Consider the following 15659-nt stretch of genomic DNA (forward strand, 5'->3'; position numbering starts at 1 on the left):
ATGATTTACCTGATTGGATTATGGGAATCTGTCAGGGATTTTATCGCTACCGGTGGTGACGTACTTTATTTCGTCGCCCTCGCGCTCTTTCTCATGTGGGTACTTATGATTGAGCGCTACTGGTATATGACTTCAGTGTTTCCAAAGGTGAAGAAAGACATCATCGCCAAATGGGATGCTCGTAGTGATACTACCTCTTGGTATGCGCATAGAATCCGTGACGCATGGATTTCTCAGGCGTCAGATGATCTGGACGCCAGGATGCTAATCATTCGCACGTTAGTGGCAATGTGTCCACTAATCGGTCTGCTGGGTACAGTTACCGGTATGATTACAGTATTTGAGACTATGGCAACGCAGGGAACCAGTAATGCACGTTTGATGGCATCTGGTATCTCAATGGCAACAATCCCGACAATGGCGGGTATGGTTGCGGCATTGTCCGGACTATTCATTAGTTCTCGTCTCGAAGCTAAAGCGAAGATGGCAAAAGAAGGCTTAGTTGATAGCCTGCCACATCACTAGAGAGAACGATTATGGCTCGAAAAGTCAGAACCGAAGAGGAAGATGCAGCAATTGATATGACGCCGATGCTCGACATCGTGTTCATCATGCTTATCTTCTTCATCGTTACTACTGTTTTCGTTAAAGAAGCAGGCATTGAAGTTAACAAGCCTGAGGCGAGCCAAGCGTTTCTTCACAAGAATGCCAACATTTTCATCGCTGTAACAGAAGATGGAACTGTATGGCTAGATAAACGTGAAGTCGCTGTGGACACCGTAAGGGCTAATTTAGAGCGATTACTTACAGAGCAGCCAACGGATTATGTATTTATCCAGGCTGATGTCAAAGCCAAGCATGGTATCGTAGTCAAGGTTATGGACCAGGTTAAAGCCGCAGGCATTGACCGTATATCGGTAGCGGCAAGGGGTTAAGATGGTAAGGATAATCGTTTCTATATTATTAGGTGCGTTAGTTGCCTTTGGTCTGTTTGTTGTTATGGCAAAGCTCATTGAGAACTCTGCCAGACCTGCAGACGAGGTACCGGAAGCACCAGTTATTGATATCGTGATGCAGGAGCCGGACGATGAGACGCAAACGCGTACGCGTAAGCCACCTCCGCCTCCGCCGCCACCTCAGCAGCCACCTAAAGTTCAACCTGTTGAACCGGAAGCTGCTGAACCAAACACAGATGGTTTCAGTCTGGCAATTCCGTCAGTTGATACCGGTGGTGTTGGTGTAGATATTGGCGGTGTTGGTGCGATGCAACGCGATGGTGATGCTACACCAATCGTACGTATCGATCCTAAGTACCCACCTGATGCTGCCCGTGATGGTCGTGAAGGTTGGGTAAAACTGCAGTTCACTATTAATGAACAGGGTGGTGTTGATGACATCAGTGTTATCGATGCAGATCCCAAGCGTATATTCGACCGTGAAGCGCGTCGCGCGCTGAGCAAGTGGAAGTACAAGCCAAAAATTGTTGACGGTAAAGCGGTTAAGCAAGAAGGCATGTTCGTTCAACTGGACTTTAAACTGGAGCAATGATCATGAAACTACGTACATTTAAAATGTCCGCCGTTGCTTTGGTCATGGGTATTGGTGCTGCGATTGCAGCGCCAATGGCCGCAGCGCAGGAATCCGCACCAGCGGCTAAACCTGCAGCGGCTAAACCTTCTGGCCCTGTGCTGTGTCCTGGCCATGTCAAGGGTAAAACTACTCTTGTCGGCGAGCGTACCGGTAAGAAAGTTCAGGCTGCTTTTGAAGCCTACAATGAAGACCGTGTTCAGGAAGCTATCGATATCCTTAAAGAAGTGGATCCAAGTGACGACTTCGATAAGGCATACGTAAACCGCTTCCTGGGTAACCTGATTGCGTCTCAGGAAGGTAAGGGTGCAGAAGCATTCGGTTACCTTCAGTCAGCAGTACAAACTAAAGTACTGAATGACCTGGAGCACGCAGGCACGCTGAAGTTACTTGGTGACTTAAGCATGCAGGAACAAAAGTTCGATGAAGCTGTTAAGTACTATGACAAGTGGATGGACTTTACCTGTAAAGAAGATGCTCAGGTTTACACACGTAAAGCACAAGCATTGTATGAGCAGAAGAAGTTTAGCCAGGTTGCAGCAACTGCTGACAAAGCTATCAAACTGAATTCTGAAGCTGGCAAGCCAGACAAGAACCCTTATCTGTTGAAACTTTCTGCTTTCTTTGAAGACAAAAAGTATCCTGAAACAGTAAGTGTTGCTGAAGTGCTTGTTAACATGTTCCCTGAGAATCCGACTTACTGGGTTCAACTGGGCAGCTTCTATATGATGGTTGAACGTTTTGATAAAGCTGTACAAACTCTGGATATCGCTTACACGGCGGGTTATCTTGAGAAAGACAGCCAAATTAAACAGCTTGCTTCCCTGTATGCAAACGCGGGTGATCCACATAAGTCTGCTGAACTGCTGTCTAAGTATGTTAAGAGCGGCCTGCTGAAGAAAGATGCGGAGATGTATGCAAACATCGCTAACTCTTATCACCAGGCGAAGGACTATAAAGATGCAGCCAGTTATTACGGCAAAGCTGCAGAAGCAGATAGCGATCCTGAATATTATCGAAAGCAGGGTACTTTGTTACTCGTAGCTGAAGATTATAAAGGTGCTATCAAAGCTCTTAACAATGCTCTGGAACGTGGTGCTGAAGATCCCGCTAAGATTCACTTCTCATTAATGGAAGCGAACTTCTATATCGGTAACTACAAAGCAGCTTACGATCACATTCAGATTGCTAAGAAAGATAAGTCTTTACGCAGAAATGCGATGGCGTGGGAACCTTATATCAAAGATAAGGCAAAAAACCGCGGTATTAAGATTTAATGCTTAATTAGAATTAAAAAACCCTGCGACAGCAGGGTTTTTTGTTTTCAGTACTTCTGATTTTATCTTTTATATCCGGCTCACAAGCTGATTTATAACGGACCTCCGTCATGCCCTGAAGACAGAAGTTGTTCACACCGGTGTCTGAGCTCATTAATCATTTCTTTCTTACCTTGCAAGCCCGTGCGGTTCGCTAACTGTTTTAAAGAGTCCCCTGCAGATAACCTGCGAAGTATTGCAGCTAATTCAACATCAGAGTAGGAATGGGCTTTATCAGCCAGTTGGGTTAAATAATTCAGCGAGGAATAAAGATGATCGATACTCCGGCTGCCTTCAACGAACTGGCGAACCCTTAATAAATGGCGCTTTATCAGCAGCGGGGGGAGCTCACCGTTTACTTCCAGTGCCAACAGCTGGTCAATGGCTTCTACTGCCCTTTGAGAGACCGGATTGACGACCAGTGCACTAGGCAATCCTGATGCTTTGTCCGGTTTATTGCCCCGTTTTACAATGGTATAACCATTAGTTGTCCAGAATCTCAGTAACTTGTCATCAGCGCCAAAAGATGAGGTGATCAAATCAGCACCTTCAGTCTGGCAGGTGAAAACAATTTGCGTGAGTAATTTTGACCCGAGACCTTTTGACTGCCAGTCATGATTTACCGCAATGCGATTAATCCGCCTGATTGTCATGGATGCAAAATTTGCATCAGTGCTCATCAAAGCCAGACTCTGCGCCGTCAGATGGCCTTTTACACGACGTTTTCCTTCTGCAATATGCTCAGTGAGGGCTTCCGGCGCAATGCCGCCTTCATGCTCTACTACTGCGGCAGCAATAATCTTGCCCTTCACAATTAGCAGGTGAAAGTTGTTTTGAGGAGAGTCTGTCAGTCTTAACATGTCATCGGGACTACTCTGGTAATGGGCAGCCGTAAGCATTTCCAGTACCTGGCGGAGTGTTGACGGTTCCATGTCTTTTGCCGTCAGGACACGGTGCTCCGGTGAAACAGATTCCCGCGGGTCGCCCGGTTCTTCACGGCACAGTGGTTGTCTGAATGTCAGGTTCGATACCAGAGCTTCCAGTTGGTCGCCACCGCGCCAGCGTACAGGCTCTGACAGCATTCTCACCGGAATTTTATGAGGCTGGAGAAACTTGGTTCTGAATCCTTGTCCACTGCCTTCGTAACCGTCTGTGGTAGAGCTTAAAATAACAAACGCAGGTGTTGATAATAAACGCTGTAGCAGCGGCAGTGGCAGCGCTGCTGCTTCGTCTATGACGAGAACGTCTATAGTATCTTCAGACAACAGCGGGTTGTCCGTAGCCATCCACTGCGCTCTGTTTCCGCTTTCGCATTCCGAGGACGTGAGTAATCCTGAGACAGAGGCTTGCGAATACGCTGTAACAGCTACATTTAACCCCAGTTTCAGAAAGTGGGCGATAATTTTCCCGGATAAAAAAGACTTTCCTCTGCCTCTGGCTGCCTCAATACAAACACACTTGTAAGTGCTGCAGTCATCCTGCGTGATCTTATTAAACACCTTCTGCTGGGTAGCGGTTAGTCTGTCAGACTCGGATATGCGGGAAACTGCCACAGCCTGAGGGGAGGGCAAGTACACGCTGTCCCGGCTGATCATGCCCGTCTCCGGAGTGTCTGTTAAAGGTCGCAGAATCTTATCGATATACACACTCTTATTCAGCGTTTGTCCGTAGCTTAAAAAGTATGGGCGGGTAACCGACGGATGAGTGTGCCAGCTATCTGATGGCGGTGTCAGAAGTATTAGTGTTCCGGATACTTTTACTGTACCGGCCAGAGCCGTCAGCACAGATGGCCTGAACTGCTCAGAGAAGTCGATGATGACAATGTCATACTCACTGCCTAAACACTGCCGGTACAAATTGAGTGGCGTGGTCTTCGCTATCCTGGTCTTTGCTATATCAGCAAGCCTGGCGTTAAGTTCGCCGGCAATGCAAACAGAAATATCTTCAGGCAGTGATGAGAGTATATCTTCAACTGTGGTGGCATGGTGATGCTTATCGCCATGGATCACTAGTCTTTGCCGGTGATAATCGCTGGTATTACAAAACAAGGGTGCTGTAAGCCAGTCAGTCACAGTTGTCTGAGCCATTTGATATCGTTTCACGTATAATCCAGCCGCTATTTTATCTATTGTTTACGAGGAATTCGAATGCGCTTTTTATCCCGCCGGCTTGTCATGCCCAATGATCTTAATTACGCCAATGCTTTATTTGGTGGCCGGGCGATGGAATGGATTGATGAGGAAGCGGCAATTTTCGCTATTTGTCAGCTGGAAACAAATTGTCTGGTCACTAAGCACATTGGTGAAATTACGTTTGAATCCCCTGCGTTACAGGGCGATATCGTTGAGTTTGGTCTGGAAACTAAATCGGTTGGACGTACGTCGATTACAGTAACATGTCTGGTGAGAAACAAAGCGACCAAGAAAACCATATGTCTCGCTGATGATATTGTTTTTGTAACTCTCGATCCGGATTCCCGTACTCCGACGCCCCATGGTAAGACGATGGAGATACTGAAAGCACAAACAGAGGCTGAAATCCGCAGCCTGAATCTGAATGCAGAATAAACGGTTAAAGCCGCCTGCTAACAAGTTCTGATGCGGGTAAGCGGCACTGATCATTGATCTCAGGCCGCTGAAACCCGCCAGCTCGTCACGATCTCTTCCAGCATCTCACTTTGCACCTTAGTCAGCGTATCCTGACTGTATTCAGGTGTTTCCTGTGCATTCAGCAGATTAAATGCAATGGTATGACACAATGTGATCTGACCCGTCAGGCTGTCAGAATTTCCATTTTCGTCGTTGCTGCACAGTTTCCACAATTGCTGATTCACTGCACTGTTAAAACCCCATCTCAGTAACATTAACGATGTGGCACCATACAGGCAAACGCCGTATTCATCATTGATACGGTTAAGGAAAACGTCAAATGAAGCACTTTTGTCCCAGTGAGTGACTGCGCCGTCGGAAAACAGACATTCGTCGTGAAAAATTAGAAACAGGGATAACGTGCCAAACAGTAAAAGCTGTTTGACCTGCTCAGTTTGGTCCTCGTTTAAGCGGTTAAAACCGAACAGGCGCTGAAAGATAGTCAGGCTCAGCAGCATCGCATCGGTGAGCAGGTTAACTTTATCAAACCGGCATTGAGAGGTTAGCAACTGCTGCGCTGCGAAAATTACGGCAAGATTGCGGATATTGCCGAGCCCGAGATTCCGGCCGATTGCCTGTTCAAGATTTTTGGGTACAGAGCCATAAACCGCTCTGCTGGCCTTGCTCATAACGTGGGCCTGAAAAATCGGATCTTTTTCAATCAGTGAGACCACATCCGCCAGCGTCATTGTTTCGCAGTCCATATTCAGCAGAGTCTGAATTGAATTGGGCAGGGGAGGCAGGTTCTCCACCAAATTAATGAGATTACCGTTACCTTTTTGAAAACGCAGGCGGTTGCCAAGCTGGCGTAGCTGTCCTGCACTGATCCCTGCATGTTCTTTAAAACTGCGCTCAAAGGAACGGCGGTCAGAGAAGCCAAGGTGGGCGGCGGTGTCTTCCGTTTTTTCGCCACTGAGTAACCGGTGACATGACTGGTCATGAATGTACTCTTTGAGTAATGCGCTGAAGGAAATGGACTCTTGCCTTAGCTGGCGACGAAACGCGGACTCCGTCTGACCGAGTTGCGTTGCTACCCATTCCGAACGGATCCTTGCCGGGCTCGGGGCTTTGAGAAATGCTTCTTTAACCTGCTGCTTTAACGGCAAATCATTGCTGGTGTCGAGGTTTCCCGCCAGCATTTTTTTAATCGACTGAGAATAGTAAAATGATGCCTGTGTACACCACTTATTATCGAAAACAAGGCTTACAACAACTCCCTCATGTCTGATATCACCGCTGCTGACCGGCCTTAATAAGCTGACCGGTTGTTCGCCTGATGGCGGTAAGGTGACCGTGGTGAAGTCGAATTTTCTGCCGGCCAGGTGACGGCACAAAGCGAGGAGGAAATAACAGCGGAATTCGGTAAGAACAGGATGTGATGATGGCTGAAACCGGAGACAGGTTTCATTTCCGTCAGTTTTTACGGTCAATGCTGCACTGTTGCCCAGAATATGGTGGTAGTGTTTCCCCAGTACATGGAGTGCGTCATCAATATGCTTACTGGCCGTGAGATACACCACCAGATTACTCATTTTGTTGAAATCAAAATAGCCAATCAGGGAGCGGCCAATTGTCTCATATTCCCTGGCAGGACAAAGAGAGTGAAGAATAGACGCCAGTCCGTCATCGTCCATTTTCTCATTTTCTATTTGTGTGACGCTTTCGAGCATCGTTGTGTCATATTCGTTATCAAGTCCGTTATCCCTTCTCAGACTCAATAAAGCGCGGATGACTGCCGACCAGAAAAAACCGTGATACTGCACGTTTGCTCCCAATACCGGATCCCTTCAGTCAAGGATATAAGAATTACCTGTGCCTTGACAGAAAAAGGGTGAATTTTGTGTTGGTACAAATTTGTACCGTATTTCGTTCAGAAGTGTCCTGTTTTACTTGCGGGGCTCTCCCTATCATAACAACCGTCGACTCATTGGTGGAAACGTCACTTTCACAGAGTAGATTCGCCAAACCTGTCGTGAGGCAGGGACGGAAAGCCACGGGTCTTATACCGCCATAAGACAGCCGGGTTGCAGTGAAGTTGTTTAACTATTTTCAGGCACACACTGCTCAAGGAACATAAATGAAATTTAGCATCAAAACTGCAGCCCTGCTAACCGGATTCTGTGCGGCATTTACGGCTAACGCCAACATTATCAGCAGCTACGATATCGACTTCGCTGCCCAGACTTTGGCTGCACATCAACAAAGCGGCACGTCTAACTACGGAACCTGGACAAACAATGGCAGTGTACTGAACCTGCGCGAAAACAGCTGGTTCACACTAAACCTGGATGATGCTTTCGGGATCCAGAGCCTGGACTTAGACAATTCTGCTTCAGATATTTTGTTGTCATTTGAATTTCGTATGACACCGGGCAACAACAATACTAATGCAAATCCTTATTCTGAAATTGGCGGGATCTGGCTGGCAGACTTCTCTGCCGGTGAACAGAATAACGATGCCAGTCGCACGTTCGCTCTGGGTGGCACACAGAATTTCGGTCTGGATGACTTTACTTATACCAGCGAACCAGCCTGGGAGACCTTCTCTATTACTCTGGATGATTACATGTCAGGACTTATTACCGACATCGTATTCATTAACGATTGTGATGCAGCCAGTGGTTGTGGAGATATGAAGGTTCGCTTCCGGAATGCCTCTATTACAGAAGTCAGTGAGCCAACCGCCATGTCATTGATTCTTCTGGGAATAGGGTTTATGGGATGGCGCACAAGACGCCAGAATCAGAAGGTCGCCTGACCTTCATTGCCCGCCACGTCACATCGCGGGCTTTTTTATTGCTTTTTCCGGGCAGCCGGCAACTTGACTAAGTCACTGAAGTTGTTAGACTGCCCTCGCTTAATTTGCGGACTCCGCAATAAGCATTAGGCCAAGGGGTGCCGTCTTTACGGCTGAGATCCATTCCATGGGAACCCTTAAACCTGATCCGGATAATACCGGCGTAGGGATGGTGATAAAAGCAATCTGAAAACCTCAATACCTGCCGTAAAGCCGGATCTTTTTGATGATTAAAGAGATCCTAATGAAAAAAAACGCAATTCTTCTCGCACTACTTGCACTGCCTGCTTTTGCTGATGACACAGCAGACATCGAACGTATTACCGTCAGCGGTGATTTCCGCACAGCGACTCTCGATCAACTCAGTGCCAGCGCTTCTGTGTTATCAGGCAACCGCCTGGACAGCCGTCAGGCTACCTATATCGACAATGTATTAAGTATTGCGCCGAATGTGAATTTTGCGGCCGGAGCATCCCGCGGACGTTTTATTCAGATTCGGGGTATTGGTGAGCGCAGCCAGTTTGCTGAACCGATTAATCCTTCAGTCAGTTTCCTGGTCGACGATTTTGATTTCTCCGGTCTTGCTGCAGCCGGTGTGCTTTTTGATACACAGCAGGTAGAAGTTTACCGCGGACCACAGGCGACAGTATTCGGAACCGGTGCTCTGGCCGGTGCGGTTAAGATTGTCAGCAATGCCCCTTCTGAAGAGAGTAACAGTCATTTTGAATTGTCTGTGGGAAATAAATCTTTCTTCCGCGCTGAGGGTGCCCATGGCGGACAAGCGTCTGATTCTCTGGCCTGGCGTGCAGCGTTTGTGCACAACAGCAGTGACGGTTTTATTGAAAATGACTTTTTGGGTGCTGACGATACCAACGGTATTCATGAGAACGCAGTAAGGCTGGGAACACTGTGGGATGTGACTGACAAAACATCCGTTGCGATGGATTTCCGCTGGTACGATATCAATAACGGTTACGATGCTTTCTCACTGGATAACAACCGCCATACGTTGTCGGATGAACCCGGGTTTGATGAGCAGGAAACCAAAGCGGTCAGTGTACATATCAATCATGAGACCGCCGGTGGCTTGCTGGAAATCATTGCGACTATGGCCGGTCATGATATCGCTTACGGCTACGACGAAGACTGGACCTACACCGGTTTTCACCCCTGGGGCTATACATCCTTTGATGCGTATTACCGGGATGTTTCCCAACAATCTGCCGAGGTGCGTTTTACTTCTGCAGAAGATAAAAAAATCTTCAATGACACCACGACTTGGGTTATCGGCGGCCGCATCAATCAGAGTGAACAGGATTTACTGCGTCAGTATACCTATGCTGACGGTGACTTTATCAGTACTTTCGAACCGCAGACAACAGCGGTTTACGGTCAGCTTGATACTCAGCTGACTCCGTCTTTATTGCTGACGTCCGCGCTGCGTGTTGAAAATTACGCCTATGATTATGCTGATAATGCGCAGGTGGTGTACGACGATGACACGACCATGACCGGCGGCAAACTGGCACTGACCTGGGATATGGGAGGGGACTACCTGTATGCCAGCGTATCCAGAGGTTACAAAGGTGCCGGCATTAACTATGATGAACAGGTCAGCCGGGAGCGCCGTTTCTTTGATGCGGAATACAACCGGAACTATGAAGCAGGCTACAAAGGCAAACTGTTTGTTCCTGAGTTGACAGCCCGCGCAGCACTGTTCTTTATGGAAAGGGAAGATACCCAAATCAGCGATTTTGATGTTCAGGAACGTGAAGATGGTTCTGCCGCCTTTATCGACATTACAGCGAATGCCGATGTGGGCACAAATAAAGGGGCAGAACTGGAGCTTTCCTGGCAGGCAACGTCATCCTGGACAGTGCAGGCCAGCGCGGGTTACCTCAGTGCCACCTTTGAAGGTTACGAGACTGCCGACGGTGAATATGTCAGTAAGCAGCGTCAGGCTCAGGCACCTGAATATACAGCGAACCTGTTCAGTGAGTTGTGGCTGACTGATTCTCTGGTATGGCGCGCTGATATGGACTTTAAAGACGAATACCGCTTCTCTGATGGCCATGATGAAACAGCACCTGCCACAACGTTGTACAACACAGATATCACCTGGGTAAAAGGCATGTTGCGCACCACACTGTGGGTGAAGAACGTGTTTGATAAAACCTGGTACACCCGCGGTTTCGGTGGATTCAGTAACGATCCCCGTGATTACTATGAGTTTGCTGAACCTTATTATCAGTTAGGTGACGGCAGACAGTTCGGCGTCACAGCCCGTTTTCAATTTTAAGGAATCTCTATGCAGGTCATGGTTGAGTTATCTCTGTATCCTCTGGTGAATGAATACATTCCACCCATAAAGTCGTTCATTGACAGACTGAACAGTTACGACACCCTTGATGTGACGACCTGTTCTACCAGTACACAGGTCACCGGCGAGTATGCCGATGTTATGGCTGTACTGGGAAAAGAAATGCAGCGCACCCATGAAGAAGTCGGGCAGGCCATTTTTGTAGCAAAGTTTCTGAACTTCGATGTGATGCAGGCCCGTAAGGATCAGGATGACTGATTTCATCCCGCATTTCTTTGAACAGATAGCCGCGACATCACTGGCCGAGTGGGTTGCTGTGGTGCTGGCACTGGCCTATGTCTGGCTGGCTGCCAGGCAAAACCGCTGGTGCTGGCTGTGTGCATTTATCAGTACGGCTATTTATACCTGGCTCTTCTGGCAGGTTACACTGCCGTTTCAGGCCATCCTGAATCTGTATTACATGGTGATGGCCGGATACGGGTACTATCAGTGGAACCGTCAGGCTGCCGGCGACAATCGGGTGCATTCCTGGCCATGGTATACCCATGCCATGCTGGTGCCGGGACTACTCCTGATTGCCTGGGGCTTATCCCTCTGGGCACAGGGGCAGTTCAACAGCGAACATCTGCTGCTTGATGCAAGCATTCAGGTGGTCAGTGTGGTGACTACTGTGATGGTGGCCCATAAGGTTTTACAGAACTGGTTGTACTGGATAGTAATCAATCTGGCTTCAGCTTATCTTTACGCACAAAGCGGCCTGATGTTGTCGGCGTGTCTGTTTCTGGGATATGTCGGATTTGCCGTATTTGGTTATGCACAATGGCTGAAACAATGGAAGATGCAGGAACATGACGCCCGCGCTTATCGTTAAAGCGTTAGCAGAGCCGTTAAAGCTTAGCGGTAATGCCTCCTGCGAATCACGGCAGGGCGGGGATGTGAACCGCCTGTTTAATATCACTGACGGTGAGCGTGAGTTCGCTGTTAAGTGGTCTGCCGGTGAGAGTTTTACCGGCGTAAACAAACACGCTCAGTTTACGCTTCAGCACAATCTTTTCCGTCAGGGCATTGCGCCTGAACCTGTGTGGCTGAGTACTGACTGCACGCTATGGGCAGAACGCTGGGTGACCTCGGATGCGGAACCGGCGAACAACGCAAACAGTGAAGACAGTATCATTCTGCTCGCCGTTGCGTTACACACCATTCACTGCACAGCCATTGATGCGCCACCTCTGTGTCTTGAGCCCAGACTGATGCGCTATTTTGAAAGTGCAGATCTTGAGAGCAGTCATCCCCTGGCTGAATCATTGAGAAACGTGATTGATTCCGGTGATGCACAGCAGCCGCCTGCTGAACAGGCGGTGCTTTGTCACAACGATCTGTCTTTGCCGCACATTGTGAGAACCGGAGCCGGTGGCGCTAAACCCGTTATCGTTGACTGGGAATATGCTGCCAGCGGCAATCGTTATTTTGATGTGGCATCCTGTGCTGCGATTAATCAGTTAAATGACGAAGCCGCTATGCGCTTGTATAAACACTACGCCGCTTTAAGTGGGGCCGCTGAAGAGAAGGTCATCTTTGCCTGTGAACAGCAACGCCGGGTGGTAAATGTCACTGCTGCACTCTGGCAGGCAGCACTGGAAACCACTAACCGGCAGAAGGTGAGTGAACCGGAGTAACAGCCATGCTGTGCGCTTTTTGTGCGTATTGTGCGAATGCCAGGCAAAGGCACTGGTTTTGCTGTTTTTTTGCCATAAAAAGGCTTTACCTTTGTTAACGCATACGTATAATGCACAGCGCGCTAGGGGTGTAGTTCGAATTGGTAGAACAGCGGTCTCCAAAACCGATGGTTGGGGGTTCGAGTCCCTCCACCCCTGCCACTTTTCCTCTGAGTAAGTTATAGTGTTCCTACTTTCTTCCACTCAAAAGTAAATCCATTTTCATGACGTCCGGTTTAAATCCATATCAAATTGCTGTTCTTCAGGAAATGGGTATCTGTGTATGGCAATCTCAGGCTGTATCACAGTCTCAGGCAACATCTGCTGCCGGGAACAGTCACACTGCTGAACAAACGCCTTCCGGCGCAGCCGTTCCATCTCAGTCTTCTGGTCAACCCGCCGTAAATGGTCAGGCCCGCATTGCGCAGCTTCGTTCCATGCTGGGAAATAAACCGGATAAAAAACCATCTGCCCCGGAAAAAGTGCAGGACAATGAAGCAAAACCGGCATCACCGGTGGTTGAAACCATTGATCCCCGCAGCTTCGGAACTGCCGGACAAGACATCTTGCAGGCGTTGTCTCTGTTTCACGATGCAAAGTCTGTTCGCTGGCAATATGGTTCAGAGTTGTCCCTGAAAAATAATATTCTTTCATTACCTTATAAAACTGCGCCATCAGACGCTGCGGAAAAGCGCCGTCTGTGGCAGATCATTTGTACCGGTCAGTAAGTGATGCCGTCGTTCACACTCCAGCCACTTTCTGACGCCCTGATCAATGACGCCCATGCTATTCATCAGCAGGCCACTTATAATCCCTGGTCCTTATCTACCTTTGCGGACTGTCTTACACCGCCCTATGCAGGTTTGGCATTACTTAACAGTGAGCTTAATCTCACCGGTTACGCCGTGATATTACTGGTTGCCGGCGAAGCCACGTTAATGGACATTGCAGTTGCTGTTTCTGACCGGGGGCAGGGTGCCGGAAAACAGTTATTAGACGGTGTGATTGCATGGTGCCGGCAACAACAGGCTGAGTCACTGTGGCTCGAGGTAAGAGCCGGAAACCACAAAGCCATTTCACTGTACGAAAAAGCCGGTTTTGAAGACATTGAAGTGCGTAAAAATTACTACCCCTGTGATGGCGGTAAAGAAGACGCACGGATAATGCGTATGTTACTGGTTTAGGGCGTCAGCACTTATATCCCTCCGGTTGTATCCGATGGAGCAAACCATCTCCCGGTCAGAAAAATAGTCTGAAATCTCATCCAAATTCCTCTCTTCACGTATAATTAACAAGAGTGTGTTTTGTTCAATTAGCAGGTAAATATGATGGCTGACAGCAATAAAAAAGCCCGTGAACATGAACGGGAAATCACGCTGGCGGAAGAAGACTTTCGTCATGGCGAAGAAGAATTCGACTCCGTCGCCGGGGAAGAGGATCCCGGGGCTGCATTAGAAGAGCTGGTGGAATACGATAAATCCACACCGGAGAAGAAAAAGTAAGACCTCCGGCGTACAAACTTTCTGCCTGCCGGTGCAAATGCGCCGGTGGATTTGCACCGCAGAGAAAAGGGCGGCAATTTTTCTCAATTCTGGTATCATGCGCGCCAATTTTTGAAATTCAAGGTGGCGCCGCCCGCAAGCTCTGAACCCGCGTCTACCCTCACACAGTGACAGATCAGAATATCCATGAGTAACCTAACCAGCGAAATCAGCAAACGCCGTACGTTTGCGATTATCAGTCACCCCGATGCGGGTAAAACTACCATTACTGAAAAGGTCCTTTTGTTCGGACAAGCTTTGCAGAAAGCCGGAACCGTGAAAGGGAAAAAGTCCGGTCAGCATGCCAAATCTGACTGGATGGAAATGGAAAAAGAGCGGGGGATCTCGGTCACGACCTCGGTCATGCAGTTCCCTTACCGTGAAAATCTCGTGAACCTGCTGGATACGCCGGGACACGAAGACTTCTCTGAAGATACCTACCGCACACTGACTGCCGTTGACTCCTGCCTGATGGTTATCGATGCGGCAAAAGGTGTTGAGGATCGTACCCGTAAGCTGATGGAAGTTACCCGCCTGCGCGATACGCCTATTATTACCTTCATGAACAAGCTCGACCGCGATATCCGCGACCCGCTGGAGTTGCTTGATGAAGTTGAAAACGAGTTGAAAATCCTGTGCGCGCCGGTGACCTGGCCAATCGGCTGTGGTAAAGAATTTAAAGGTGTTTACCACTTACACCGTGATGAAGTGATTTTGTACAAATCCGGTTTGGGTCACATGATTCAGGATGTACGCATTATCAAAGGGCTGGGTAACCCGGAACTTGAAACCGCTATCGGCAGCGGTTTGCTGGAAACATTGAAAGACGAACTGGAGCTGGTTCAGGGGGCGTCTAACGAGTTTGATCAGGAACTGTTCCTCGAAGGCGAACTGACACCGGTATTTTTTGGTACTGCACTGGGTAACTTTGGTGTTGACCATATGCTGGATGGTCTGGTTGAGTGGGCACCTGCGCCGCAGGGACGCCTGACAGAAGACGGTGAAATCAGTGCTGATGCGCCTGAGTTCAGTGGTTTCGTGTTTAAGATACAGGCAAATATGGATCCTAAACACCGCGACCGTATTGCGTTCTGCCGCATCGTTTCAGGGAAATACGAGAAGGGCATGAAAATGCGTCATTCACGTATTAACAAAGACGTTCGTATTTCTGACGCGCTGACTTTCCTGGCCGGTGACCGGGAACTTCTGGAAGAAGCCTACGCCGGTGACATTATCGGTTTGCACAATCACGGGACTATCCGCATCGGTGATACGTTCACGTCCGGCAATAATTTCCGCTTTACCGGTATTCCTAACTTTGCGCCGGAACTGTTTAAGCGTATCCGCCTGAAAGATCCTCTGAAGCAAAAACAACTGCTTAAAGGACTCATCCAGTTATCTGAAGAAGGTGCCGTGCAGGTTTTCCGTCCGCTGATTAACAATGATCTTATCGTAGGCGCAGTAGGCGTACTGCAGTTTGACGTGGTAGTGGCACGTTTAAAATCTGAATACAACGTAGATGCAATCTACGAACACGTCAGTGTGAGTACAGCCCGCTGGGTGTACAGTAAGGATGCGAAGAAGCTGGACGAATTCCGCCGTAAAGCTGAACAGAATCTGGCGCTGGATGGTGGCGACAACCTGGCCTACATTGCACCTACTATGGTGAATCTGCAACTGGCTAAAGAGCGTTACCCTGATATCGAATTCAAAGAAACCCGCGAACATTAAGAAC

At 48.5% G+C, this 15659-nt stretch carries 16 protein-coding genes, 1 tRNA gene and 2 riboswitches; of the genes, 15 read left to right on the plus strand and 2 right to left on the minus strand.

The features are described 5' to 3' along the window. From J3369_RS06810 to J3369_RS06825, 4 genes are read left to right on the plus strand one after another with little or no spacing between them, the layout of a single operon-like run. Complete coding sequence (locus J3369_RS06810) at positions 1-525, plus strand: MotA/TolQ/ExbB proton channel family protein (RefSeq protein WP_119500641.1); 525 nt, start codon at positions 1-3, stop codon at positions 523-525. A gap of 11 nt (positions 526-536) precedes the next feature. Beyond that, a complete protein-coding gene (locus J3369_RS06815; protein ID WP_119500642.1) occupies positions 537-935 on the plus strand; it encodes an ExbD/TolR family protein in 399 nt (132 codons plus the stop codon). Between the two features lies 1 nt (position 936). Continuing rightward, positions 937-1548 (plus strand): energy transducer TonB, encoded by a 612-nt coding sequence (locus J3369_RS06820; RefSeq protein WP_119500643.1) that lies wholly within the window; start codon positions 937-939, stop codon positions 1546-1548. 2 nt (positions 1549-1550) lie between these two features. Beyond that, entirely contained in the window at positions 1551-2864 is a 1314-nt protein-coding gene (locus J3369_RS06825) for a tetratricopeptide repeat protein (protein WP_349585246.1), read from the plus strand. Between the two features lie 92 nt (positions 2865-2956). Here J3369_RS06825 and J3369_RS06830 read toward each other — a convergent pair whose 3' ends face one another. Beyond that, positions 2957-5005 (minus strand): tRNA(Met) cytidine acetyltransferase TmcA domain-containing protein, encoded by a 2049-nt coding sequence (locus tag J3369_RS06830; protein ID WP_349585249.1) that lies wholly within the window; start codon positions 5003-5005, stop codon positions 2957-2959. A gap of 45 nt (positions 5006-5050) precedes the next feature. On the opposite strand from J3369_RS06830, the gene J3369_RS06835 reads away from it, so the two are divergent. After that, a complete protein-coding gene (locus J3369_RS06835; protein ID WP_119500645.1) occupies positions 5051-5470 on the plus strand; it encodes an acyl-CoA thioesterase in 420 nt (139 codons plus the stop codon). A 59-nt stretch (positions 5471-5529) separates the two neighbouring features. On the opposite strand, the gene J3369_RS06840 is transcribed toward J3369_RS06835, so the two are convergent. Then, complete coding sequence (locus tag J3369_RS06840) at positions 5530-7326, minus strand: helix-turn-helix domain-containing protein (RefSeq protein ID WP_349585253.1); 1797 nt, start codon at positions 7324-7326, stop codon at positions 5530-5532. Between the two features lie 175 nt (positions 7327-7501). Then, positions 7502-7583, plus strand: a riboswitch (cyclic di-GMP riboswitch). Positions 7584-7628: 45 nt separating this feature from the next. Between J3369_RS06840 and J3369_RS06845 the strand changes: the two genes are divergently transcribed. The 10 genes from J3369_RS06845 to prfC all read left to right on the plus strand — a co-directional run bounded on the left by J3369_RS06845 (position 7629) and on the right by prfC (position 15655). Beyond that, positions 7629-8309 carry a hypothetical protein gene (locus tag J3369_RS06845; RefSeq protein WP_349585256.1) on the plus strand — a complete coding sequence of 227 codons (681 nt, stop codon included), beginning with the start codon at positions 7629-7631 and terminating at the stop codon, positions 8307-8309. A 123-nt stretch (positions 8310-8432) separates the two neighbouring features. Beyond that, a riboswitch (TPP riboswitch) is annotated at positions 8433-8535 on the plus strand. 57 nt (positions 8536-8592) lie between these two features. Further along, positions 8593-10647: a TonB-dependent receptor gene (locus tag J3369_RS06850; protein ID WP_349585259.1), complete on the plus strand. Its 2055-nt coding sequence runs from the start codon at positions 8593-8595 to the stop codon at positions 10645-10647. 9 nt (positions 10648-10656) lie between these two features. Beyond that, entirely contained in the window at positions 10657-10926 is a 270-nt protein-coding gene (locus tag J3369_RS06855) for a hypothetical protein (protein WP_119500648.1), read from the plus strand. Beyond that, on the plus strand, positions 10919-11539 hold the full coding sequence (gene pnuC / locus J3369_RS06860) for a nicotinamide riboside transporter PnuC (RefSeq protein ID WP_349585263.1): 621 nt from the start codon (positions 10919-10921) through the stop codon (positions 11537-11539). The genes J3369_RS06855 and pnuC overlap by 8 nt, the downstream gene beginning before the upstream one ends. Beyond that, positions 11517-12344: a phosphotransferase gene (locus J3369_RS06865; protein ID WP_349585266.1), complete on the plus strand. Its 828-nt coding sequence runs from the start codon at positions 11517-11519 to the stop codon at positions 12342-12344. The genes pnuC and J3369_RS06865 overlap by 23 nt, the downstream gene beginning before the upstream one ends. Positions 12345-12468: 124 nt before the next feature. Beyond that, positions 12469-12545: transfer RNA gene (locus J3369_RS06870), tRNA-Trp, on the plus strand. A gap of 62 nt (positions 12546-12607) precedes the next feature. Beyond that, the gene (locus J3369_RS06875) at positions 12608-13111 is read left to right on the plus strand and encodes a hypothetical protein (protein ID WP_349585269.1); all 504 of its coding nucleotides are present in this window, start codon (positions 12608-12610) and stop codon (positions 13109-13111) included. Positions 13112-13114: 3 nt separating this feature from the next. Further along, the gene (rimI, locus tag J3369_RS06880; protein ID WP_303575355.1) at positions 13115-13567 is read left to right on the plus strand and encodes a ribosomal protein S18-alanine N-acetyltransferase; all 453 of its coding nucleotides are present in this window, start codon (positions 13115-13117) and stop codon (positions 13565-13567) included. A 144-nt stretch (positions 13568-13711) separates the two neighbouring features. Next, positions 13712-13885 carry a hypothetical protein gene (locus tag J3369_RS06885; protein WP_349585272.1) on the plus strand — a complete coding sequence of 58 codons (174 nt, stop codon included), beginning with the start codon at positions 13712-13714 and terminating at the stop codon, positions 13883-13885. 186 nt (positions 13886-14071) lie between these two features. Beyond that, positions 14072-15655: a peptide chain release factor 3 gene (gene prfC, locus J3369_RS06890; protein ID WP_349585275.1), complete on the plus strand. Its 1584-nt coding sequence runs from the start codon at positions 14072-14074 to the stop codon at positions 15653-15655. The last annotated feature ends 4 nt before the right edge of the window (positions 15656-15659 follow it).

The sequence above is a fragment of the Alteromonas sp. NFXS44 genome (assembly GCF_040148705.1).
In the GTDB taxonomy this organism is placed as follows: Bacteria; Pseudomonadota; Gammaproteobacteria; order Enterobacterales; family Alteromonadaceae; genus Alteromonas.

What these genes read in the sequence shown, in the direction of transcription:
- prfC (WP_349585275.1), top strand. Translation starts at nt 14,072, where the DNA reads ATGAGTAACCTAACCAGCGAAATCAGCAAACGCCGTACGTTTGCGATT.
- J3369_RS06810 (WP_119500641.1), top strand. Translation starts at nt 1, where the DNA reads ATGATTTACCTGATTGGATTATGGGAATCTGTCAGGGATTTTATCGCT.
- J3369_RS06885 (WP_349585272.1), top strand. Translation starts at nt 13,712, where the DNA reads ATGGCTGACAGCAATAAAAAAGCCCGTGAACATGAACGGGAAATCACG.
- rimI (WP_303575355.1), top strand. Translation starts at nt 13,115, where the DNA reads ATGCCGTCGTTCACACTCCAGCCACTTTCTGACGCCCTGATCAATGAC.
- J3369_RS06850 (WP_349585259.1), top strand. Translation starts at nt 8,593, where the DNA reads ATGAAAAAAAACGCAATTCTTCTCGCACTACTTGCACTGCCTGCTTTT.
- J3369_RS06815 (WP_119500642.1), top strand. Translation starts at nt 537, where the DNA reads ATGGCTCGAAAAGTCAGAACCGAAGAGGAAGATGCAGCAATTGATATG.
- J3369_RS06865 (WP_349585266.1), top strand. Translation starts at nt 11,517, where the DNA reads ATGACGCCCGCGCTTATCGTTAAAGCGTTAGCAGAGCCGTTAAAGCTT.
- J3369_RS06820 (WP_119500643.1), top strand. Translation starts at nt 937, where the DNA reads ATGGTAAGGATAATCGTTTCTATATTATTAGGTGCGTTAGTTGCCTTT.
- J3369_RS06835 (WP_119500645.1), top strand. Translation starts at nt 5,051, where the DNA reads ATGCGCTTTTTATCCCGCCGGCTTGTCATGCCCAATGATCTTAATTAC.
- pnuC (WP_349585263.1), top strand. Translation starts at nt 10,919, where the DNA reads ATGACTGATTTCATCCCGCATTTCTTTGAACAGATAGCCGCGACATCA.
- J3369_RS06855 (WP_119500648.1), top strand. Translation starts at nt 10,657, where the DNA reads ATGCAGGTCATGGTTGAGTTATCTCTGTATCCTCTGGTGAATGAATAC.
- J3369_RS06845 (WP_349585256.1), top strand. Translation starts at nt 7,629, where the DNA reads ATGAAATTTAGCATCAAAACTGCAGCCCTGCTAACCGGATTCTGTGCG.
- J3369_RS06875 (WP_349585269.1), top strand. Translation starts at nt 12,608, where the DNA reads ATGACGTCCGGTTTAAATCCATATCAAATTGCTGTTCTTCAGGAAATG.
- J3369_RS06825 (WP_349585246.1), top strand. Translation starts at nt 1,551, where the DNA reads ATGAAACTACGTACATTTAAAATGTCCGCCGTTGCTTTGGTCATGGGT.